Raw genomic sequence first — 22,493 nt, 5'->3', positions numbered from 1 at the left:
TATAATTGTATGTTTTGATAACCTATAGGTTATGTCAGGAGGATATCATGGAACTCTTACATTTAAATTATTTTCGTCACGTTGCTGAGGAATTGAACGTGACGCGTGCTGCCGAACGATTATTCATCAGTCAACCTGCCCTTAGTGCGACGATCAAGAAACTCGAGCGTGAATTGAACACGACATTATTTCATCGAAAAGGTAGAACGATCAGTTTGACTGACAATGGTCGACTGTTACTTCAGTCTGTCGAAAAAATCGAACACGAGTTGACACGTGTTCAGGAACGAATGGTACGAAACGATGCATCAACGAAAACACCACTCAGTCTTGCCAGTTCACATGGTCGTTTCATCCAATTGATTCTACGGGAGTTTCTTCTTCCACAAACTGCTCCCTTGTTCAACTCGGACATCCTCTCGAACCGCGAAATCCTGAGCGGTCTCCTTCATCAAGAATTCCATTTCTCAATCAGCTTCATGGAACTCAAACATCCGCTCATTACGAGTGAACCAATCGTAGAAGAGGAGATCGTCATCACCTACCCTGCTTCCTATTCAGAGAAAGAAGCGATTACAGCACTCTATACGGATGCAACGGAGACTGCCTTTTTGTTTCCCTCCCACAATAAGGACTACAACCGCTTCATCCAATTGAAGATGGCGGAACTAAACATCTATGCCGATACCTCGCACTATATTGATGACGTCTCGCTGCAACTCGCCTTACGCCAGCAACGGTATTTCAGCTTCGTTCCCGTCTCCGTCTGTCGCGAGATGGGACTCCCTTTCATCACAGACGATGTGTTTACCGTTACGTCACAACTCTACATGTCGCACGCGACGGATCAATTGACGGTCGAGCAAGCAATCATCTACGAACGCATTAAACTGTTTCTACTTTCGCAACGCGCATATCTAATCAAATAAAAACGGATGCCTGCATATGCAGACATCCGTGTGAGATATTACTTCGTGATGAAGTAGCGTGACTGATCGAGATGATCTTTCGCTGTATAGATGTTGAGTTTGTACGAGCCGTTCGTCAATGCCTTACGCATCTTCAAGACATAGTTCCCGTGCTGATCCGCCACGTCTTGAGCAATCAATTGATAACCAGACTCTGTTTTTTGGTAGAGGCGGACGATTTGTCGTTTTTCGACTTTACCTGTCAACGTCTTTTTGCCTGACCATTTTTTGACCGGATACGTGTTCTTAATCGTGAACGACGCCTTTTTCGTGATCTTGTTCGAGATGTCTGTCGACTTGACCGTGTACGTACCTGTCGTTAGACCATTTTTGACCGCAATCTTGAAGCCGCTTGCCGTCGTTTTCGCTTTCGCGATTTTCGTTGATCCTTTATAGAGCGTCACGTCAAGACCTTCCGTTGCTTTACCGCGGAGGATAGTTGATCCGTAAACTGCTGATTTTTTATCGATCGCCGGTGTCGCAACGACACCTGTTCCGACCGTGACGTTCGTTTCTGTCTTCATGAAGCTGAGTTCTGAGACAATCGTCAACTGATCACGCAATTTAAGCGGACGTGTCACGACTTCATATTGACCCGCTTCGTTTGCTGTTGCTGTTCCAAGGACTTTATCACCGAGTTTGACCGTGACTGTTGCGCCCGGAACGGCTTGACCAGTAACGACTTTCGCACCTGGTTTAACTGCTTTTGCCGAGACCGTGAAGTCTTTCATCGGCACGTTCATGTTGAATTTAAGGAACGTACCTGTCTCGCCCGGACGTGTTACACCTGTATTCGTGATGCCTTCATACCGCTTGACGTACGGTGCAGCTGCAGCCGCTGAATCAAAGCTGACCGTCATCGGTTTGCTTGCGACGAGTGACCAGTTGTCGTCCGCTTTATAATCAACCGGTTGTTTCGCTTTGATGAAGTCCGAGATGACGTTACGTGTTTCGTAAGCCGATTTGTAGACGATGTTCTTTCCGCCGCCAAGACCTGGGAACGTCGCACTACCAGCGCGATAGTTGTTCGTCGCAACGAGGAATTCTTGATCGTCTGTGATGGCTTTTCCTTGATATTTGATGTTTTGAACACGACTTGCATCTTTATTGGCGACACCACCGTTATAATCGAATTTTGCTGGTTTCGTGATGTCGATTTCATACGTCAGTCCATCGAGGATATCGAAGTTGTAGCTCCGGAAATCTTTGTTCAACAACTCTGTCTGCTCAGCACCAACTTGATTGAATTGACCGGCTGACATCTCGAGCCAGTCTTTAACGTCAGCACCTGTTACTTTGACGACTTCGAGTGTATTCGGATAAACATAGAGATCGGCAACGTTCTTCAGTGCGATCGGTCCCTTTTTGATCAATGTGTAATCGGATGCGTTGACTTGGTTACGACCACCTGTTTTGAATGGTGCACCTGCTGATAACAACGGGAGATCTTTATATTTCGCAAGATCCGCATTTTCTTTGAGTTGTTTCTCGACATACCATTTTTGAGCATTCGTCACGAACTGAACGGAATCATCATCTTGTGCGAGAGCGAAGAAGCTCTGGATATCATCATTGATCGTTCCGACTTCTTGACGAATATAAGCGAGTGTTCCTTCATGCGCTTTTTCAATCAATTTGACTGCACCTGCATCTGCTGTCGTATCTTTCGTCACGTCCGCTAGTTTTGCGCCAGACGTATCCACGACCCATTTCCCGTCGACTTGCTTCAATTGAAGATCGATAACACCAACATTTTTTCCTTGTGTGTTTGCCATGACGACTGGTTTACCGTTAATCAGACCGTTCGTTGCATCAACATTTGGTAATCCGTTAAATGCAGATTTCGCATCTGGGAACTTTCCGTGCTGATGACCTGTCATCAAGACATCGATGTCTGCGACTTTCGTTAACGCGTAGCCGACATTCTCATCGCCATCTTTTTGATCCACTGTATCCCCGATACCTGTGTGTGCGAGTGCAACGACGACATCCGCTCCTGCGTCTTTTAATTTCTTCGCTGTTGCTTTCGCAGTCGGGACGATATCTTCAGCCGTGACTTTCCCCGTCAGATTCCCCGCATCCCATGCCATGATTTGTGGCGTGACGACTCCGAACACACCAACCTTGACTGTTTTCATGTCACCGTTCTGATCCTTGACTTGACGTTCGATGATTTGATAGTCTTTTCCATCTTTGTTGTAGTCTGAGACGATCGGCTTTTTCGTGACCGCATCCAATACGTTCGAGTTGACGAACTTGATTGAACCGCTCGAAGCGCTCATCGCTGACTTCAAGAAATCGAGTCCGAAGTTGAATTCATGGTTCCCGAGCGTGACCGCGTCATAACCAAGGTACTCCATCAATTCGTACATCGGATGTTTGCCTTTGTTTCCTTTGTCGTACTGGTTCTTCACGTAATCCCCGAATGGCGTTCCTTGAAGTGTATCTCCGTTATCGAACAAGAAGCTATTCGTAACGCCCACTTCAGCTTGTTGCTTTTTGATGACTGTAGCGGCTTTGACGAGACCAATCGTTTCGTCCTGCGCATCCTTGAAATAATCGTAGTTCATTGAGTTCGTATGTAAATCCGTTGTTTCTAAGAAGCGTAACTTGACGACACTGTTGTCGGCAGCAAGTGTCTTGACTTGAACGACTGGTACGAGCATCGGTGCGATCAATGTCGACGCGATGACGAGTTTCGTTGCTTTTTTCATTTGGATTTCCCCCCAGGAAGTTTTGACTGCTTCATTAATTTAGCATGGTTCGATTATAGCTAATAGTCCTTTCAAATAGGTCGGACATCCGTCTTATTTAACCTACTTAACTAATTCCAAATACTGGCTTAACATTGTTGATTTTACCTTTACAAATCGAGCTCACATGGTAAAAAAAGGAGATACACCACAAAAAAAACGATACATTTCAGGACATGAACCTGAAAACGTATCGTTTATAATTGATGTAGAACGTAATTGTTCATTCTCAACTCCTACAGGAAAAGAAAGCACGTTTTTCGCTTTCGTCAGGGTCAGGTGAGACCCGGTAGACGAAACATAGTTTAGGATACCGCGGCTTACCCGACTGTGGAAAACGAAAATGACAGAAACGTTCTTCGATCAGATTCATGGCATAAGATTTTCACCACTCCACGTCCCTTACACCGTTTTCTCTGGTTTCCGCCGGACGACATAACCAAGAATTCCACCAAGTAACGCAAGTCCTGTTGCGAAAAGAACCGTCCAACCTGCCGTCTGTTGAGCGAACTCGAATAAGACGTCACTCCGCCACTTCATCGCGAACTGAACATATGAAGCTTGACTGACGATGAAGTTGATGACACCGATCGCGATCGCAAAAATGAATGGGTCGATAATCGACTTGAAACTCCGGATACTACAGACGAAGTAAATCACAAATGTCACGAGTAACAACACCCAATACGCACTCTCACTTGAGATGTTTGGTGCCGTCGTTCCGGCCGATTCAGCATCAATTGCTTGGATCGTCTGTCGTGCGACACCGTAATCAACAGGATCAAGCTTCAATTGTGTCGCTGATAAATCAGGACGTTCTCCACCGACTAACGTCAGCAATTGTTCCGTCACCCGATTCGTATCGATCCCATCGACAACTTTCTGAATCGAGTCATTGAGCTGTTCCGTTGAGGTCTCCCCGTTTAGCATCGAGACCGGGATTTCCGCATTCGCTCCAAGGACGTCTGCTTGATACACGACTTGTCCACCATGAATCCAGTCATACATCCCTCCACTTCCGGCGTTCAGACTCGCAACGGTCAATGCCGTTCGTAGTGAGGAATCACCGTCATACTCCGCTTCGTCCTGCACCGTAAAGACAAGTTGGAGCGTACTCGCGAACATCAAAATCAGCAAGCTGGCACGTCCAGCAGCTGTCAGACCGGATAACTTTTGCGGGAAAAACGCCATCCAACCAAGCAGACTGACGACGAGAAGTGGTAAGATCCCGCTCATCGCATAGCCGTCTTGTAACGCAAGGAATGGGACACTGTTTCCGCGTCCGGCAAGAACAAACCAGATGATCCCGACCGTTAAAAAGAAACTGACCGATCGAATCGTCCACCCAAGCCGACTTGCCTTAATCCGTAACACTAAAAATAACAGGACGATCAATCCGATACCAAAAACAGAATAAAGCAACGTGCCGTAAGAGACATCGAACGTCAATGGCGCGAGGACTTGTTTTAAGTCAATCCCAAACAACGATAAGACGTCGCCGGCAGAACTTGCATCCAGCACCTGATTGATGATCCCTTCTCGGACTGCGCTCGGCATCGTGATCGACAGCCCACCGACGAACAAAAGCATCAACGAAACAGTGATGTCTGTTTCTTTCCATGTGATATCCGCCTGTTGCATCTGCTTCACGAGATCCTGATAGTCTGAGGATGAGGTGATTTGTGAAGTCAAAAATGCCATCACACCGTAGATGACACCGAAAAAGATGAGACCGATGAGGACGCCATACAGGACGTCCCAGACGGAAAACCGTCGTTGTTTCCTTTCTTGCCTTGACTCCATCCCATTTCCTCCTTTTTATGTCTGATGTTTGAATATTCCTGCTACAACGAAACCAAAAACATCAAATTCATTCAACAGCCATTATATCCCACCTTTTCTCTGACTGTCTCCATCGATTTCCAAAACAAAAACCGACTTCTCAGAGTGAGAAGCCGGTTGAACGATCTTTTGCCATAGTATTTTTTTCTCTATTAGATGCCTTCGTATGCTTGTTCCATGATCGTCCGTAATTCAGCGACAAGCGGCATCTTTGGATTCGCTGTCGTACATTGATCTTCGAAAGCATCGACTGCCATCTTATCGAGTTTTGCCTCAAAGTCTGCTTTTTGAATACCTTGCGCCTTGAATGACATCTTGATGTTGAGACGTTGTCCAAGATCGGCAACTGCTTGAATAAGTGATTCGACCCCTTGTTCTGTCGTTGCTGCCGGAAGACCGAGGTAACGTGCGATGTCGGCATACCGTTCATCGGCGACGAATGATTCGTATTTTGGGAATGCTGCCAGTTTCGTTGGGCGTGACGCATTATAGCGAATGACGTGTGGCATCAGGATCGCGTTCGTCCGTCCGTGTGGTGTGTGGAATTCGCCACCGATTTTGTGTGCGATCGAGTGGTTGATTCCGAGGAAGGCGTTCGCGAATGCCATCCCTGCCATCGTTGACGCATTGTGTACTTTTTCGCGTGCTTCTGCGTCAGATCCGTTCTCGTACGCTCGTGGCAAGTAATCAAAGATCATCTTGATTGCTTTGAGTGCCAGCCCATCCGTGTAGTCGTTCGCAAGCACCGAGACGTATGCTTCTGTCGCATGCGTCAAGACATCCATTCCGGTATCAGCAGTAATCGAAGCCGGGACGGTCATGACAAATTCCGGATCAACGATCGCGACGTCGGGTGTCAAGGCATAGTCAGCAATCGGGTATTTGACGTTTTTCTCTTTATCCGTGATGACGGTGAACGGTGTAACTTCTGAACCCGTACCCGATGTCGTCGGGATCGCGACGAACTTCGCTTGACGACCGAGTGTCGGAAATTTGTAGGCACGCTTACGGATATCCAGGAATTTTTGACGCAAGTTTGAGAATGTTTCGTTCGGCTGTTCATAGAAGAGCCACATTCCTTTCGCAGCATCCATCGCTGACCCACCACCAAGAGCGATGATCAAGTCGGGTTTGAAGTCACGCATGGCTTGGGCACCTGTCTGAACAGTCGTCACCGATGGATCTGGTTCGACTTGGTCGAAGATTCGGTAACTGACAGACTGTGGCAAGTTTTGAATCACTTTATCGGCATAACCGAACTGTACCATCGTTGGATCGGTGACAATCATGACGCGTGAGACGTCAGTCATCGACCGCAAGTACTGAACGGAGTTCTTTTCGAAGTAGATTTTTTCTGGTACTTTGAACCATTGCATGTTCACGCGTCGTCTCGCCACCTTCTTGACGTTGAGTAAATGTTTCGCTGTCACGTTTTCAGAAACAGAGTTTTTCCCGTATGAGCCGCAACCGAGTGTCAGTGATGGTGTCAACTCGTTATAAAGATCACCGATTCCGCCATGAGCAGATGGACTGTTGACGAGAATCCGGCAGGCTTTCATGCGGAGTCCGAACGCTGTCATCAAATCATCGTTCGTCGTATGAATGACGGCGGTATGACCGAGACCACCGATTTCAAGCATCTGTTCAGCAATCGTAAACGCTTCTTCGGTGGATGCAACGCGGTACGCACCGAGGACGGGACTGAGTTTTTCATGAGACAGTGGTTCTGCTGCTCCAACGTGCTCGAGTTCCGCGACGAGCATGACCGTCGTTTCCGGAACAACGATCCCAGCTTTTTCTGCAATCCATGTCGCAGGTTTCCCGACGATGTCCGCGTTGACGGCACATGTATCGGTTTTGATGACGAGTGATTCGAGGCGTTGTTTTTCTTCCGGTGTACAGAAGTAACAACCGAGTGCTTCCATTTCTGCACGGACCGTTGCATATATTTCTTGGTCAACGATGACGGCTTGCTCAGACGCACAAATCATCCCATTATCAAACGTTTTTGAGAGAACGAGATCGCTGACTGCCCGTTTGACTTTTGCTGATTGTTCAATGTAGCAAGGAACGTTCCCTGGTCCAACACCGAGTGCCGGTTTACCTGTTGAATACGCTGATTTGACCATTCCTGCACCACCTGTTGCCAGGACCATGGCGATGTTTTCATGGTTCATCAAGACTTTCGTTGCTTCAAGTGATGGTTCTTCGACCCATTGAATGCAGTCTTTCGGCGCCCCAGCTTTGATGGCTGCATCGCGAAGTGTTTTCGCCGCTTCGACGGAACACCGTTGTGCCGACGGGTGGAACGCGAAGATGATCGGGTTACGTGTCTTGATCGCAATCAATGCTTTGAACATCGTCGTTGACGTTGGGTTGGTGACTGGTGTGACACCACAGACGACACCGACCGGTTCAGCGATATAGGTGATGCCGTTTTGGACATCTTCTTCCAGAATCCCGACCGTTTTTTCATGACGTAGACTGTTGTAGATGTATTCTGTCGCAAATATATTTTTAATCATCTTATCTTCAAAGACACCGCGCCCTGTCTCTTCTGTTGCGAGACGAGCGAGTTCGACGTGCCGTTCAAGTCCGGCAAGTGCCATATCACGGACGATCGTATCAATTTTTTCTTGATCGAATGTCAATAACTCCTGTAATGCACGTTGTCCTTTTTCAACAATTTGTCCAATTGCTTGTTCGACCGGCGTTACCGTCGATTTTGTTTTTTCTTTCACAGCCATGAGTGGTTTCCTCCCTGTCGTGGAACGAATCTGAGTTTGATTTGCCAACCATTATGTCAGGAATGCCAAGCTGTTTTTCAATAGTTTGTGCTTTCCTTCACAAATCAATCATAACCCCTTTTTCCTGTTTTGTGCATGACCATCCTGTGAATTCCCTCACACCCTTGGTAACGTTTACATCTATTGTGGATTCTCCTTTTTCATCATTTTGCTCTATGTACGAAGACGTGTGCGATTTATCACACTCGCATTTTCGTGACTTGATAGCCATTTCATCATCTTGTATTCTGATTATGGGGTACATATTAAGAGCTACCACTAAAGGAGGACACTTAAATGTCAGTTGTACAGGAAATGTTAGCTTTCAACGAGCGATTCGTCGCCGAAAAACAGTATGAGCAGTTCGTCTCGGATAAGTTCCCGGACAAAAAGGTCGTCATCCTGACGTGTATGGATGCTCGCCTAACGGAACTTCTTCCACACGCACTCGGCCTTAAGAACGGGGATGCGAAGATCATCAAAAATGCCGGTGCTATCCTATCGCACCCATTCGGTTCTGTCATGCGTTCGATTCTCGTCGCATTGTATGCACTGGGTGCCGAAGAAGTCGTCGTCATCGGTCACCACGACTGCGGCATGAGCACGATTGATCCTAAACATATGATCAGCGAAATGAAGGATCGAGGTATCGACCAACAGATTCTTCACACGCTTGAAGTATCAGGTGTTGATTTAAATCAATGGTTGCGTGGCTTTACGTCAGTTCAGGAGAGTGTCGCCCACTCCGTCAGTCTCGTGAAGAACCACCCCTTACTGCCACCTGGTACGAATGTCCACGGACTCGTCATCGATCCAGGGACCGGTAAACTCGACGTCGTCGATTGCTGATTGCTCTCTTATAGAAGAAACTCAAATAGACTCGGGATATTCTACTCCGTCTTAAATTAAAGATAATGTGCCATTTTCTCGTAATGGAGAAGGATGGCACGTTTTTTTGTGTGAGCCATTTTCAGTAATCTATACGCCTTTCATCTCATGCTTCCGGGTATAAAAAAATGTGACTTTTTATGCAAAGCTAAAAAGCCTATCGTGAAGTCCTTTAATACGAGGTCAGACTTTTACCCTTGACAGTGTTCCAACATGGCTGTAAGATACTTTAGTATAGTGCAGTGATAACAAAAGAAAGTGTGGTTTTACCGAATGATTAACGCCGTATTGTTTGCCGTCTTTTTACTATTCATCTTAGCGATCTTCCGCGTCCACATCGTGCTCGCGATGGTCATCAGTGCGTTCGCCGGCGGTCTCGTCGGCGGTCTCGATTTAACGAAAACAACCGAAGCATTTGCTGGTGGTCTTGGCGATGGGGCAGAAATCGCTCTTAGCTACGCGATGCTTGGTGCGTTTGCTGTTGCCCTCTCGAAAACGGGCTTACCGGATGCTCTCGCTCACGCATTGATTGCACGTTCACGTGGTAACGCAAGTGCCGCATCGGTCAAGAAATTAAAAGGATTCGTCTTGTTCGCGATTCTGTTACTCGCAATCAGTTCACAAAATGCTTTACCGATTCACATCGCCTTCATTCCAATCATCATTCCGCCGCTTCTTGGTCTTTTTTCTCAGTTGAAGATGGACCGACGTCGAATTGCGATCATCATGACATTCGGTCTCGTCACACCGTACATGTTCTTACCGATCGGATTCGGAGACATCTATCTGAATCAGATTTTACTGAAAAACCTGAAAGCTAATGGTCTTGATACGACGGGAGTTTCTGTCATCGAAGCGATGGCGATTCCAGCACTCGGAATGGTCGTCGGTCTCTTGATTGGTCTGTATACGTACCGGAAAGAGCGGACGTATGAAATTCGTGATATCGCCCCGGACGACTATGAAATCCCGGTCATCACGAAAACGAAACTGATCTTAAGTGGTATCGTCGTCATCGCGACATTGATCGTTCAACTGCAGACGGAATCAATGATTCTTGCTGCAACGACGGGACTCATCCTCTTCTTGTTGCTTCGTCTCGTTCGATTCAGTGAAGCAGATGACGTCATCACGCGTGGTATGCGGATGATGTCATTCATCGGTTTTGTCATGATCTCAGCGAACGGATTCTCGAACGTCTTGCGTAAGACGGGTGATATCGAACCGCTCGTTGAGAACTCAAAAGCATTGATGGGCGACTCCCAACTTGTTGCCGCGTTCGTCATGCTCTTGATCGGTCTTCTCGTCACGATGGGCATTGGATCAAGTTTCTCAACTGTTCCAATCATCGCTGCGATCTTCGTTCCACTTTGTATCCAGTACGGCTTCAGCTTAGAAGCGACGGTTGCGATCATCGGGACAGCTGGTGCTCTCGGTGACGCTGGTAGCCCCGCTTCAGACTCGACACTTGGACCTACGAGTGGTTTGAATGCCGATGGTCAGCACGATCACATGCGAGAAACCGTCATTCCGACGTTCTTACACTACAATATTCCGTTGCTCATCTTCGGTACGATTGCTGCGGTCGTGTTATAAAAACAAGACGGATTCGCTATCATGGTGGATCCGTCTTTTTAATTGTCTCCGTTTTTTTCCTTTTCATTTGATCTTCGGTTCTCTAAAATAAAGGAATGTACTGATTACAAAGGAGTTGTCTTACGTGTTATCTCAAATCGTCAACCAGATTTTGCTTTCACTTGCCGATCTCGGATATTTCGGTATCGCCCTCGGGTTGATGATTGAAATCATACCGAGCGAAATCGTTCTCTCATACGGCGGATTCATGATTTCTCAAGGAACGATTAGCTGGCCACTCGCTGTCGTCGCCGCCGTCATTGGCGGATTGTTGTCGCAATTGTTCTTATATTGGTTTGCTCGCTATGGCGGTCGTCCATTGATCTTGAAGTACGGAAAGTATGTCCTGATCTCTGAACATCATCTGGATTTAGCTGAACGCTGGTTCTTGAAGTACGGTCAAGGTGTCATCTTCGGAGCTCGCTTCATTCCTGTCGTCCGCCATGCCATCTCGATTCCAGCTGGTCTTGCGAAAATGGATCAAACGAAATTTTCGCTCTACACGGTTCTTGCCATCATTCCATGGTCAATCTTGTTCCTCTATCTTGGAGAAACACTCGGAACGAACTGGCGCTCGATCAAGGAAGTCGCTGCACCATATACGAATGGTGTTTTGATTGCTGCCGTCGCCTTAATTATCGTCTATTTCTTCTATAAACGCCGTCAACGGTCGGTTTAACTCATCCAAGCAGTCTGTCTGTCGACGGACTGCTTTTTACAACACACAGGAGGTCGTGCCATGCTCACATACCCACTCTCCCATTTCCCGCTACGTCGTTTGACCGCATCCTATCGTTCTGGAAGCCCGGTCGCGACTGGCATCACTGTCGACGGACATATTTTAATCGTTGAAGAATCGATTGATGGATCTCGTGAAACACAGATCCTCTCCATTCATCAACTGAAGGATGACTGGCGAAAGACGACGATCGTCGAAAGAAACGACATCGACTTTTCCCTCGTTGATCGTTTTCCAGACGGACGGCTGTTACTCGTCGCTTCTCGTTGTGATGATGATATCGACGGCACATGGTTGCCAAACGCCTTTATCTACGATCCTCAAGGTCAGTTACTGAATAGCTTTTGTTTAGACGACGGGATTCAAAATATGCAAATCGACGAACAAGGTTGGATTTGGGTCAGTTATTTTGATGAAGGTGTCTATGCCGATGCCGTCACGAGTTCAAATGGTGCTTTCGGTCTGGTCGCTTTTGACGATACAGGTGAAGTGCAGTATAAGAATCGGCAATATCCGATTGATGATTGTTATGCTCTGAATGTCTGTTCATCAACAGAAGTCTGGTTCTTCTACTACTCTGATTATCGTTTCGTCCGTATTAATCAAGAGGACGATCTCGTTTGTGAGGCTCCTACGATCGCCTTTTCTCAGTTCGCTCGGTACGATGATCATCTACTTGCCGCATACTCTGATGACGTACACTTACTTGAACGAAATGGAACACGTTTTAAGAGCATTCGTTCGATTCGTTTCATGACCGAACAAGGAAATTCTCTGTCAGGTGACCTTACAATGCGTGATGATTTGATCGTCTTAGCAACTGCTGAGCATCTGTATTTTGGTAGACTAGGTCAACAACTTGACACTCTACTAATGAGCGAATGAAAGCTGTTACATATTTGTTTCATGAATATCTGATTATTGAAAACTCTATTTCAAATTTTCAAAAAGACTAGCCGAGCCCTATCCGAGGATAGTATACTCAGCTTTATAGTTCTTACGACAAGTTGTCTGAACATTATGACGTCACAGATTTTTTTGGGGGAAACGATGAGTTCGAATTTGAAACGAGATTTAACAGCACGACAGGTACAAATGATTGCGCTCGGAGGAACGATTGGTGTTGGTCTCTTCCTCGGGGCATCAAGTACGATTGCTTGGACAGGACCATCAGTCTTACTTGCGTACATGCTAGCCGGAGTTTTTATCTTTTTCATCATGCGGGCACTCGGCGAGATGGTCTACACCCATCCGCACAGTGGATCATACGCAAAGTTCGCAAACGATTATATCCATCCAGCTGCTGGTTTTTTAACAGCAAGTAGCAACATCTTCAACTGGGTCGTCGTCGGAATGAGTGAAGTCATCGCCGTTGGAACGTACTTACGCTTCTGGTGGCCTGAACTACCAACATGGATTCCAGGGATCGTCGTCATCATTCTCTTGACGCTCGCAAACCTTGCTTCCGTCAAGATGTTCGGTGAACTCGAGTTTTGGTTTGCTTCGATCAAGATACTGACGATTCTTCTGATGATCGTCGCTGGATTCGGCATTATTTTCTTTGGACTAGGGAATGGAGGAAATCCAGTCGGTCTTTCGAATCTTTGGACAAACGGTGGATTCTTCACAAACGGTTTCACCGGGTTCTTCTTTGCCCTCTCGATTGTTTTCGCCTCTTACATCGGTGTCGAGTTGATCGGAGTCACGGCTGGGGAAACAAAAGATCCAGAGAAAAACATCACGAAGGCGATCAATGGTGTCGTCTGGCGGATTCTGATTTTCTACGTTGGAGCGATTTTCATCATCGTCACGGTGTATCCGTGGAACGAATTATCCGATCTTGGAAGTCCGTTCGTTGCAACATTCGCCAAGGTCGGTGTGACGATTGCTGCCGGCATCATTAACTTCGTCGTCATCACGGCCGCTTTATCCGGTTGTAACTCAGGAATCTTCAGCGCCAGTCGGATGATCTATGCATTAGCGGAAAAAGGGCAAATGCCGTCTTTCTTCTTAAAGGTCAATAAACGTGGGATTCCGCTCTATACAGTTCTAGCCATTTCAATCGGGATTTTCTTTGGTGTCATTCTCGATATCATTCTCCCGCACGTTCTCGGAAAGGATACGAACATCTTCGTTTATGTCTACAGCGCTTCGGTACTACCAGGGATGGTGCCGTGGTTCGCGATATTAATCAGTCATATCCGTTACCGAAAACTCGAAAGTGAACGGACAGCCTCGCATCCGTTCAAGATGCCAGGTGCGCCGGTGACGAACTATTTATCAATCGTCGCGCTGATCACAGTACTCGTCGGCATGCTGTTCAATGACGAGACACGCGTCTCAATCTTAATCGGAATCGCCTTTTTGATTTTAAGTACGATCTACTACATCGTAAAAGTACCGAAAATCGAAAAATAAAACTGTTGCTACTCCTCTCATGACACAATGAGAGGAGTTTTTTTCATTCACTGTATTTTTATTTTGACGTCACATATTATTCATGATAATCGTGATTTCCCGAACGTCTAAACAATTTAACGACAGAAAGGAGAGATGAAATATGAACGGATTCAATCGTTTCCTGCTCGTCCTAATCGGTATTCTCAGTTTAATCAGTGTCGTCAGCATCTGAACAGTCGTCGATTTCCCGGCACCGTTCGGTCCAAGAAAGGCGAAGATTTCCCCTGCTTGCACGTCAAACGAAATCCCTTTGACGACATCCTTTCCATCGTACGTCTTCGTCAAGTTCACGACATGAATCATCTTCATTCCTTCTTTCCATGAATTCAAAGTCATGTCCAAGATTTCCCTATTTTTTCTGTTCGCAAATCAAAAAAGACACCTGAATCGGTGCCTTGATTCAATCTCTAACGATTACTCTACAATCTGGTATACACCATATACGGCACCTGCAGACAAGGCGAGCGTTACGACTACCGACACCAGCATCATCTTAAACTCAACTCCTTTTAAGCGAACGGCTCGCGCTAACGCGAGACTAAACGATAGTACCGTGCCACTCGTAAATACAAGCGCTCCTGCGAACAATAACGTAGGATTAATCCAAACATCTCCGATGACGAGCCATGTGTAAGTGACACAGGCAAAAAGAGCGGTCATGATGAGCCATTGTTTCGATGTTCCCTTTTTCAACATATCGATTCCTCCTGATTTGCTTCTATGTTACTTGTTCGCCCTTTCCCATTAGATTCCTGTCACTAAAAAATCGTGCCTCCTGTTATACGGAGACACGATCCACTTACGACGCTACTTGCCATTTTTCTTTTAATTGCTCCATCTCTTCTTGACCTTCGTGCGATTGCATCCAGAGATTGAAGACATCAACAACGTCTCCTTCCGACTCTCGAACGAGGTAACTCTTCTCCGCCGGAATCCATTTTTCTTGAATTCTTGGTGCCGCGAGTCGTTTGTCGAGCGCTTCATAATGAATCGCCTCGACCGTATCGGTGATCATGACATCGACTTCACCTGACGCAACCGCATGCGGGATATCAAGGTTTTGTTCATACATGACGATGTTCGCCTTAGTGAATGTCTTACGGACAAACTGTTCATTCGTTCCCCCTGGATTTAGACCAATCGTCACGTCTGGACGATTGATTTGTTCGATCGAAGCAAGACGTTTAGCATCTTCTTTACGGACGAGCGGTGTCTTTTGGAACGACAGATAACTCGATGTGAAGTCGCCGATGATCTCGCGCTCGATGTTCTTCGTCACGCCCCCGACGACCATATCGAATTTCCCGCTAGCAAGATCAGCAGATAGCGTTGGCCATGTCGTCGGGACGAATTCGACGTCGATACCAGTCGTCTTCGCGAATGAACGGATTACTTCGATATCGAACCCTTCGTACTCGTTCGTCTTCCGGTTCAAGTAGGTGAATGGTTTGTAATCCCCGGTCGTTCCGACGACGATTTTTTTCGTCGCAAAGACGTTCTTCGCTTGTACACGTCGTGGTTGCTCCGATTGCCATAGCGTCAGTAAGCTCGCAAACAGGACGCCACCTCCGACGACGATCCATCCCCATTTACTCATGTGCTCCCGCTCCTTTCGCTCCGACCGTCTCACGCGTCGAGACGATGTTCCATTTTTTCTTCAGTTGTTGCACCTGCTCTTGTCCCTCCGCACTTTCAATCCAGACCCGGAAGACATCTCCAAGCTGTTTTTGATCCGGTTTCATCAAATACGCCATCTCAGCTGGTTCCCACGCCTCTGTCAGTTTCGGCACCGCAAGATCGAGTTCTGTCGCGTAATGCAACGCCTCGATGTCGTCCGTCACCATGACATCGACTTGTCCGCTTTTTACGGCTTTCGGAATGTCCAAGTTGTTCTCAAAGACGGTCACATCTGCTTTCGGAAAATGCTTCTTCACGAACGCTTCGTTCGTGCCACCCGGATTGACGCCGATTTTGACTGCTGGATCATTGATTGCAGCAAGCGAATTCAAGCGTTCGACATCTTTCTTCTTTACGAGCGGTGCTTTTTGAAAGGAGAAATACGACGATGTAAAGTCTCCGACGACCTCGCGCTCGACTTTCTTCGTGATGCCACCGACAGCGATATCAAACTTGCCTGATTTCGTATCCTCCGATAATGTCGGCCATGTCGTCTTGACGAACGTCACATCAAGATTTGCTGCTTTTACGAACGCTTGGATGACATCGATATCAAAGCCTTGATAACGATTCCGTTCCTCGTTCCAGTATGTAAAGGGTTTATAATCCCCCGTCGTTCCGACAACCAGTTTTTGGTCTTCGAAGATGTCATGTGCTTCGGCATTCGTCTGTTGATTCCAGATCATCCAAGCGGCAACGCCTGTCAGGACAAGTCCAGCTAATAGCCATGGTTTCTTTCTCATCGTATCTCTCCTTTCTGTTTCGTCGTTGCCCATTCACCGAATATTTCCACAATTTAACCTAAACGATTTTCGGTGTGGGTAATAGTCATTATCCTACCACACTTACACGTGATTTCAAGATAATTTGACGATTTTATGCATAAAAGCGTTAAAAAGATGTTTTGATGACGGTTACAGTTCCATAAGTCGTCTCTCTTTACAGAATCCCCTCGTCTTTTCCATACTGAAACAGAATCATCAAATCGTGAAATGGAGGAATGGAACATGAGTCAGATTTTTATCATTGGTGCAAATGGTAAAGTAGGTCGTCACGCTGCTCGTTTACTGCAGGATTCGGAGCATGATGTCAAAGTAGGATTACGTTCCAAGGACCAATTCAGTGATTTTGAGAAACTCGGTCATACCCCGGTCCATCTTGATCTTGAAGCCGACGTCGCAACAATCACGGAAGCATTACAAGGATCAGATGTTATCGTCTTTACCGCAGGATCCGGTGGTCATACAGGAGCGGACAAAACGATGCTGATTGATTTCGACGGTGCCGTCAAATCGATTGAAGCAGCGGAAGCAATCCATGCGAAACAGTTCATCATGGTCAGTGCCTTGAATGCCGATTCGCCAGAAACATGGTCCGACAGCATGAAGCCGTATTACATCGCGAAACGTTATGCGGATCGTGTCCTGAAGGAATCATCACTCAACTATACGATTCTTCGTCCGGGCGGACTGTCGGATGAAGCGGGAACAGGAAACGTCACGACGGATCCGTCCGAGCAAGCGACTAAAAAAATTCCACGCGAGGATGTCGCCCGTGTTATTTTAGCTGCGATCGGTCATGATAAAGCATCGAAACAAGTCGTCACACTACTCGAAGGTGACACACCAATCAACGAGTTGTTCTAATACAAAAGCTCACGTCTCGGAAATTGAGACGTGAGCTTTTTTTGAAACTATACTTTTTCTCAAGCCATGGCTTGCTGCCTAACGCCCTCTCTTTTCCAGACTGTAATGAGACACGTCACCAAGAAACTACCAACAAAAAGTAAGGATAGATGAAGGACTTGCGTCCCGACTGATCCATCCATGAATAATAATCGACCGAAACCAGAGACGGCATTTGGAACAGGCAGGAACGTTCCGAGCGATTGATAAAATGGTGCCAGCATCTTCGCTGGAACAATGTTCCCTGCGGTCATTAACTGGAACGGGATCAATGCGACATTAATGAGTGGCGCCACCGGTCCGAATATCGCAAAGTTCATCTGCGTGACGGCGATACAGGTCGCAACAACGAGGAGCTCGAATGCCCATAACTTCACGAACGGTGTCGTGATATCTGTCAATAGATGCGCCATCGAGACGAGGAGTAACGGTACGACGAGTAAGACGATGCCGTGCAAGAGTTGGCGACTCCAAAAGAGATCCCATTTTGTGTGACGACTCTTTAAAATCGTACTGACGAGATTGAATTGTATCCCCATCGTCATCGTCGCGATGTAAATGACAAAACCGAGAACGAGCGGAAGCATTGATAAAGCAAAATCAGAGACGGCATGTTCCGTAACGATTGACGTCGTGAACGTCGGCTTTCCATTCAACTGTTTGCTGATCGTTTCCGTTGCTCTCTCGAGGATTGCATTTGCGAATTCCGCATTCGTCTGACTGACGTGTGCTGTCAATCGATGCGTTGCATCATCTTTTTGTAAGACGAGATCGACTTGATTCGCATCAAGTGCTTGCAACCCTTTTGTTTCTGTTGCAACCGCCTGAACCGTGAACGGTGCTTGTTGCAACGACTGGATGAACGAATCATTCGCTTCTCCGACGACCCCAACATTTAATTGATCAAGACGTTCTGTCGTTCCTTGGTAACCCGTCATCCAGACAACGAGGAACAAGAGCGGGACGACGATCGCGAAGACGAGCCCGACTTTCGTTTGTGTCATTGACCAGACATCTTTCCATGCTTTCATGTTTCTATCTCCTTTTTATATGCATTACTTATAATATCATGTGCAACTATATATCCGAGAGAAAACCATTCACGTCACATTCCGGTGAATGGTCTCGAGTGTTTCCTTCAATTGCTCGATTTGCTGTCGCGATAATCCACGGAACGCTTCGAGTTGTAGCTGATCAAGCTCTGGTCCAAGGCGATCGACGATGTCGCGCCCTTCTCGTGTCATCAAGAGTAGAACCGCTCGTCGATCCCGAGGATCTGGTGTTCTAACGATCAGTTCTTTTTTTCCTAGCTTATCGAGAATCTTACCAATCGTCGTCTGATCACGTTCCGTAACGAGTGCCAGTTGCTTTTGCGAAACACCATCTTGTTTTGCGAGTTCGCTTAAGACAGAAAATTGTTCCGGCGTCAGACCGAACGCTTCCATCCGTTTAGCAGCGGCACGTTTGAATGCGTAATAGCTTCTGGATAATTGCATCCCGAGTGACCATTCCGATTCCTTCATCCCATCATCTCCATATAGTTGCACTACTTATTATTTACTCACTATACCTGAAGGAGAATGAGCTCGTCAACGGTCTCATTTTGCCTGTCGTTGACGAATCCCATCGATATGCGCTTGTTGGGTGGCACGATCGACTTGTGAATGAACACCGAGTTTTCCTGCAATCGTATCGACTTGACTCGGTGTCAACGGCTTTTCTGTCGCGAGTTGCTCGATCGTCTTACGTAAGACGTTTCGTTTCAAGACACGGACATGCGCTGAATCAACGGTGATCTTTTTCAGTTCACAGCGCTCGCTGAAGATGATCAAGGAATGAAAGAGTGCAGGATCCGTTCCTTCCAAGAAGCGTTGCATGCTCTTGAGGTGTCCTTCATTTTGTTTGATTGGATTATAGAACCGTTGCTTGAAGCGGTTCTGGAACTGTTGCGTCCACTGACGATCCTGCTCGCGTCCAAAAATCCAGCCGCTGTAGTTTTTTGATTCGAGCACATAGATGCCACTTTCATGAATAAACGTCACATCGATTTCTGTCGTACCCTCACCGCGTGCACGTGGTAAGTATGTATTGAAGACGTAAGTGCCGTACCCTGACACTTGATCGAGTTGACGCGTCGTCAAGTACTCGCCCCATTTTCCTTTATCACGAACAATCCGTAAAAACGGCTCGCGTGTCAGTCGGTAATACCGGCTATTGTGATATGAACTTCGTTTGACGAAGAAGAACAAACCGAACGTTCCGAAGAAGAACAGCACCATGAGCAGTCCAACTTGAATCAAGAATGGCAAAAATGTCACTAACACATTGTCCACTAGATTAATCTCCCTTCCATATTAACCTTTATTTTCCACTATATCAGCATAATCAATTTCTACATCATTTTCCACTATTTGTTATGATTCATCTCCTATGGTACGGTGGAACAAAGGAAGGTGTTCCCTATGGATTCTGTCATCATGTTCGCATCATTAATTGCTTTATTCTTTATCTGGATGTCCTTATCTCAAAAAGCGGACGAAGCGAAACGCCGTCAACAAACGATTCTGAAGAAGCTACAACGGATTGAAGAGCACCTCGGTCTGAATGAGGTGTCATTAGAAGAAGCAGCGTTACAAGTCGAACTGGTTCAGTTGCTTAAAGAAGGCAAAATGGTCGAGGCTGTCAAACGGGTTCGGGAATCACTCGGTTTCTCCTTACTTGAAGCGAAACAGTATGTCGATCAACTAAAAAGCGAGCACGGATTATGATTAAAAAGACCATCTGACAGTGAAGTTCAGATGGTCTTTTCCAACTATGTATTCATTTATGTGCATCAAGTATCAACGAAGGAAATTTCATCTGTTCTGCATTTCGGGGATCGTATCGTTTCGAGCGGAAAATGATGCCGTCATCTCCGTTCCAATCTGCTTGATGAAACGATCCGTTCTGATCGAAATATTCTAGAAGGCACACTTGAAATCCAGCTTCTTTAAATACTTGCTGTAACGTTTCATATGTATAGACGATTTTATGACTCGCCGCCGGATGGTCAGCAGGACCGGGGCCACCGACTTGAACGATTGCTTGGTATGCCTCATCTCGAAAATTACCGTCCGGCACTGCACAACGGACGTATCCCCCTGGCGCAAGATATGTATAACAATGACGTGCCGCGTCAATCCCTTCTTCAAACGTTAAATGCTCCCAGACGTGTTCGGCAAGAATTGCTTGCAACGTGTCGTTCGAACACAACCGTTCCCAATCGGACCGATTGAGCAGATTCAACTCATCTTCCTGTGTATGATACCAGCCGGGATTGTTGTAGTACGGTCCGGCTCCAATAACGATACGTTCTTTCATACGAGATCCTCCTTCTTATTTCACCATTCTATTAATTCTCATTTCACACATTTATCCCTGCTTGCGACAAAAAACAGACGACGGAGAATCCGTCGTCTGTTGCTGTTAATCTCGTGCTGCAAGGCGATACAAGAGATCGAGTAATTCGATATAGAGCCAGATGATCGTCACGATCAATCCGAATGCTGCAACCCACTCCATCGATTTCGGAGCACCCGCACGAACTTGTTGTGAGATAAAATCGAAGTCCATCACGAGTGACAGGGATGCCACGATGACGATGACGAACTGAATACCAATCGCAAGCGGTGAGCTACCTGTCATGAATGGGAGGTCGACACCAAATAACGAGAGAATCAAGTTGACTGCATACAAGACGAAGATCGAGAGAATCGCTGCTGTTACCGCAGAACGGAAACGTTGCGTCACTTTTATCATGCCTGTCGAGTAGACGAACCACATCGCAAATGCAACGACGAATGTCGCAACGACTGCCTTCCCGACGATTCCTGGATACATGCTTTCGAACATGAGCGATAACGCTCCGACTGCCACCCCTTCAACGATCGCATAGACCGGTGAAAGAACCGGTGCCGTCGCCGGTTTGAATGTGATGACCAAGGCAAGAATTAGACCGATGACCAGTCCACCAATCAAGGCTGGCAACAACAATCCTTGGTTTTCTGCGAGGAAGAACCAACTTCCACCTGCTGCTGCCGTGACGAGAGCGAGGAGTAAGAAAATCTTACTCATCGTCCCGCTTTTCGTCATCGGTCGTTCTCCGACACGTGCCGTATCGAAGCCACGACGCAATGCCGGGTTAACTTTAAAACGTGAAGCCATTGCATTCACTCCTTTTTATGATTCTGCTTTGTATTACGAAAGCTTCCCGAAAAAGTTTCAAAATAACCATTGATCGAGTGCTTTTAATTGCAACATGACGACTGGGATCGAGGCTTTGGCATCGATGCGGTGTGATTTCGCTTGCCCAATCAAACCGGACGTCACGAAGTCCGACCCTTCGAGCGCTTCCCCGATCGGACCAAATGCATCACTATCGACTTGACGGTGTCGGTAATGGATGAACCGTTCCGTCGTTCCTTCTCTGACTTTACAACCGTCCTCGACGTCCGGGCGATTCAGTCCGTATTCGGCATAATGCCAGACGGTCGTCGTATCCCAAGGCGAACCGATATGCAGGATTTGACCGTCGGCCTCGATGAAGCGTTCAATCGGTGAACCCGGACCGAAGCCATTTTCTAGTGTATGATCGGCAACGAATGTCGCCGCATCTTTCCCCCAAGCCGTCACGGACCACATCGGATGATCGCTTCGAACGACGCCGGGATACGTTCGAAAGACCTCCGGTACGCGACCGATACCGCGTGTGACCGTTTTTGCCAGGTCATATGCCGGCATCTCCCGGCGGATCGTTTCCCACCATTCTTCCGGTACAGCCGGTTGGCTCCAGTTCTTCGGATCCGAATTATCGGTACTTTGCGCCGGCATCATGATTAACCCTTCCGTCGTGACGACCTCCTGCAAGGCTTCGATCAACGCTTGTACGCCACCGGGAATCCAGCCGATTTGTTTAAGTGACGTATGGACGAACAGTTTCATACCGGGCGTCACACCTAATTCGCGTAACGCCTCTTTGATTTGTGATTTCGTGACCATGTTTCGTGTTTCCATCGATCTTA

At 46.9% G+C, this 22,493-nt stretch carries 21 protein-coding genes; 8 read left to right on the top strand and 13 right to left on the bottom strand.

Going from position 1 to position 22,493, the window contains the following annotated elements; translation table 11 throughout:
* The first annotated feature begins 47 nt into the window (after positions 1 to 47).
* Entirely contained in the window at positions 48 to 929 is an 882-nt protein-coding gene (locus Q7C19_RS02760) for a LysR family transcriptional regulator (protein ID WP_375091531.1), read from the top strand.
* Positions 930 to 967: 38 nt separating this feature from the next.
* On the opposite strand, the gene Q7C19_RS02755 is transcribed toward Q7C19_RS02760, so the two are convergent.
* The 3 genes from Q7C19_RS02755 to adhE all read right to left on the bottom strand — a co-directional run bounded on the left by Q7C19_RS02755 (position 968) and on the right by adhE (position 8,310).
* Positions 968 to 3,682 (bottom strand): bifunctional 2',3'-cyclic-nucleotide 2'-phosphodiesterase/3'-nucleotidase, encoded by a 2,715-nt coding sequence (locus Q7C19_RS02755; RefSeq protein ID WP_375091530.1) that lies wholly within the window; start codon positions 3,680 to 3,682, stop codon positions 968 to 970.
* A gap of 441 nt (positions 3,683 to 4,123) precedes the next feature.
* Entirely contained in the window at positions 4,124 to 5,524 is a 1,401-nt protein-coding gene (locus Q7C19_RS02750) for a hypothetical protein (RefSeq protein WP_375091529.1), read from the bottom strand.
* 191 nt (positions 5,525 to 5,715) lie between these two features.
* A complete protein-coding gene (gene adhE, locus Q7C19_RS02745; protein ID WP_375091528.1) occupies positions 5,716 to 8,310 on the bottom strand; it encodes a bifunctional acetaldehyde-CoA/alcohol dehydrogenase in 2,595 nt (864 codons plus the stop codon).
* 336 nt (positions 8,311 to 8,646) lie between these two features.
* On the opposite strand from adhE, the gene Q7C19_RS02740 reads away from it, so the two are divergent.
* The 5 genes from Q7C19_RS02740 (at position 8,647) to Q7C19_RS02720 (ending at position 14,029) form a co-directional block, all read left to right on the top strand.
* Positions 8,647 to 9,198, top strand: a complete 552-nt coding sequence (locus tag Q7C19_RS02740; protein WP_023467896.1) for a beta-class carbonic anhydrase — start codon at positions 8,647 to 8,649, stop codon at positions 9,196 to 9,198.
* 315 nt (positions 9,199 to 9,513) lie between these two features.
* On the top strand, positions 9,514 to 10,833 hold the full coding sequence (locus Q7C19_RS02735) for a Na+/H+ antiporter family protein (protein ID WP_375092138.1): 1,320 nt from the start codon (positions 9,514 to 9,516) through the stop codon (positions 10,831 to 10,833).
* 124 nt (positions 10,834 to 10,957) lie between these two features.
* Positions 10,958 to 11,551: an undecaprenyl phosphate transporter UptA gene (uptA, locus tag Q7C19_RS02730; protein ID WP_035408496.1), complete on the top strand. Its 594-nt coding sequence runs from the start codon at positions 10,958 to 10,960 to the stop codon at positions 11,549 to 11,551.
* Positions 11,552 to 11,611: 60 nt separating this feature from the next.
* Positions 11,612 to 12,496: a hypothetical protein gene (locus tag Q7C19_RS02725; RefSeq protein WP_375091527.1), complete on the top strand. Its 885-nt coding sequence runs from the start codon at positions 11,612 to 11,614 to the stop codon at positions 12,494 to 12,496.
* 165 nt (positions 12,497 to 12,661) lie between these two features.
* Positions 12,662 to 14,029, top strand: a complete 1,368-nt coding sequence (locus Q7C19_RS02720) for an amino acid permease (RefSeq protein WP_290749534.1) — start codon at positions 12,662 to 12,664, stop codon at positions 14,027 to 14,029.
* 69 nt (positions 14,030 to 14,098) lie between these two features.
* On the opposite strand, the gene Q7C19_RS15650 is transcribed toward Q7C19_RS02720, so the two are convergent.
* The 4 genes from Q7C19_RS15650 to Q7C19_RS02700 form a co-directional block, all read right to left on the bottom strand.
* Positions 14,099 to 14,374, bottom strand: a complete 276-nt coding sequence (locus Q7C19_RS15650) for an ATP-binding cassette domain-containing protein (protein ID WP_290749531.1) — start codon at positions 14,372 to 14,374, stop codon at positions 14,099 to 14,101.
* Between the two features lie 111 nt (positions 14,375 to 14,485).
* Complete coding sequence (locus tag Q7C19_RS02710; protein WP_375091526.1) at positions 14,486 to 14,767, bottom strand: hypothetical protein; 282 nt, start codon at positions 14,765 to 14,767, stop codon at positions 14,486 to 14,488.
* A 103-nt stretch (positions 14,768 to 14,870) separates the two neighbouring features.
* Positions 14,871 to 15,668 carry a transporter substrate-binding domain-containing protein gene (locus Q7C19_RS02705; RefSeq protein WP_058705140.1) on the bottom strand — a complete coding sequence of 266 codons (798 nt, stop codon included), beginning with the start codon at positions 15,666 to 15,668 and terminating at the stop codon, positions 14,871 to 14,873.
* Positions 15,661 to 16,491 carry a transporter substrate-binding domain-containing protein gene (locus Q7C19_RS02700; protein WP_375091525.1) on the bottom strand — a complete coding sequence of 277 codons (831 nt, stop codon included), beginning with the start codon at positions 16,489 to 16,491 and terminating at the stop codon, positions 15,661 to 15,663. The genes Q7C19_RS02705 and Q7C19_RS02700 overlap by 8 nt, the downstream gene beginning before the upstream one ends.
* Before the next feature lie 264 nt (positions 16,492 to 16,755).
* On the opposite strand from Q7C19_RS02700, the gene Q7C19_RS02695 reads away from it, so the two are divergent.
* Positions 16,756 to 17,394, top strand: coding sequence for an SDR family oxidoreductase (locus tag Q7C19_RS02695; protein ID WP_375091524.1), 639 nt, complete (start codon positions 16,756 to 16,758; stop codon positions 17,392 to 17,394).
* A 59-nt stretch (positions 17,395 to 17,453) separates the two neighbouring features.
* Here Q7C19_RS02695 and Q7C19_RS02690 read toward each other — a convergent pair whose 3' ends face one another.
* The 3 genes from Q7C19_RS02690 to Q7C19_RS02680 form a co-directional block, all read right to left on the bottom strand.
* Positions 17,454 to 18,464, bottom strand: a complete 1,011-nt coding sequence (locus tag Q7C19_RS02690) for an ABC transporter permease (RefSeq protein WP_375091523.1) — start codon at positions 18,462 to 18,464, stop codon at positions 17,454 to 17,456.
* Positions 18,465 to 18,533: 69 nt separating this feature from the next.
* Positions 18,534 to 18,956 (bottom strand): MarR family winged helix-turn-helix transcriptional regulator, encoded by a 423-nt coding sequence (locus Q7C19_RS02685; protein ID WP_053453045.1) that lies wholly within the window; start codon positions 18,954 to 18,956, stop codon positions 18,534 to 18,536.
* A 75-nt stretch (positions 18,957 to 19,031) separates the two neighbouring features.
* A complete protein-coding gene (locus tag Q7C19_RS02680; protein WP_290775189.1) occupies positions 19,032 to 19,766 on the bottom strand; it encodes a nuclease-related domain-containing protein in 735 nt (244 codons plus the stop codon).
* A 144-nt stretch (positions 19,767 to 19,910) separates the two neighbouring features.
* Here Q7C19_RS02680 and Q7C19_RS02675 point away from each other — a divergent pair, with 144 nt between their 5' ends.
* A complete protein-coding gene (locus Q7C19_RS02675) occupies positions 19,911 to 20,201 on the top strand; it encodes a hypothetical protein (RefSeq protein ID WP_375091522.1) in 291 nt (96 codons plus the stop codon).
* A gap of 52 nt (positions 20,202 to 20,253) precedes the next feature.
* On the opposite strand, the gene Q7C19_RS02670 is transcribed toward Q7C19_RS02675, so the two are convergent.
* The 3 genes from Q7C19_RS02670 to Q7C19_RS02660 all read right to left on the bottom strand — a co-directional run bounded on the left by Q7C19_RS02670 (position 20,254) and on the right by Q7C19_RS02660 (position 22,485).
* Positions 20,254 to 20,793, bottom strand: a complete 540-nt coding sequence (locus tag Q7C19_RS02670) for a class I SAM-dependent methyltransferase (protein WP_329470590.1) — start codon at positions 20,791 to 20,793, stop codon at positions 20,254 to 20,256.
* A gap of 105 nt (positions 20,794 to 20,898) precedes the next feature.
* Entirely contained in the window at positions 20,899 to 21,636 is a 738-nt protein-coding gene (locus Q7C19_RS02665) for a Bax inhibitor-1/YccA family protein (protein ID WP_375091521.1), read from the bottom strand.
* Between the two features lie 57 nt (positions 21,637 to 21,693).
* Positions 21,694 to 22,485 carry an AAC(3) family N-acetyltransferase gene (locus Q7C19_RS02660; RefSeq protein WP_290787536.1) on the bottom strand — a complete coding sequence of 264 codons (792 nt, stop codon included), beginning with the start codon at positions 22,483 to 22,485 and terminating at the stop codon, positions 21,694 to 21,696.
* Positions 22,486 to 22,493 lie beyond the last annotated feature (8 nt).

This window comes from Exiguobacterium sp. PHA03 (assembly GCF_041945985.1).
In the GTDB taxonomy this organism is placed as follows: domain Bacteria; phylum Bacillota; class Bacilli; order Exiguobacteriales; family Exiguobacteriaceae; genus Exiguobacterium_A.
The sequence above is the reverse complement of the archived record's forward strand: the minus strand, read 5'-3'. Positions and strand labels throughout refer to the sequence as shown.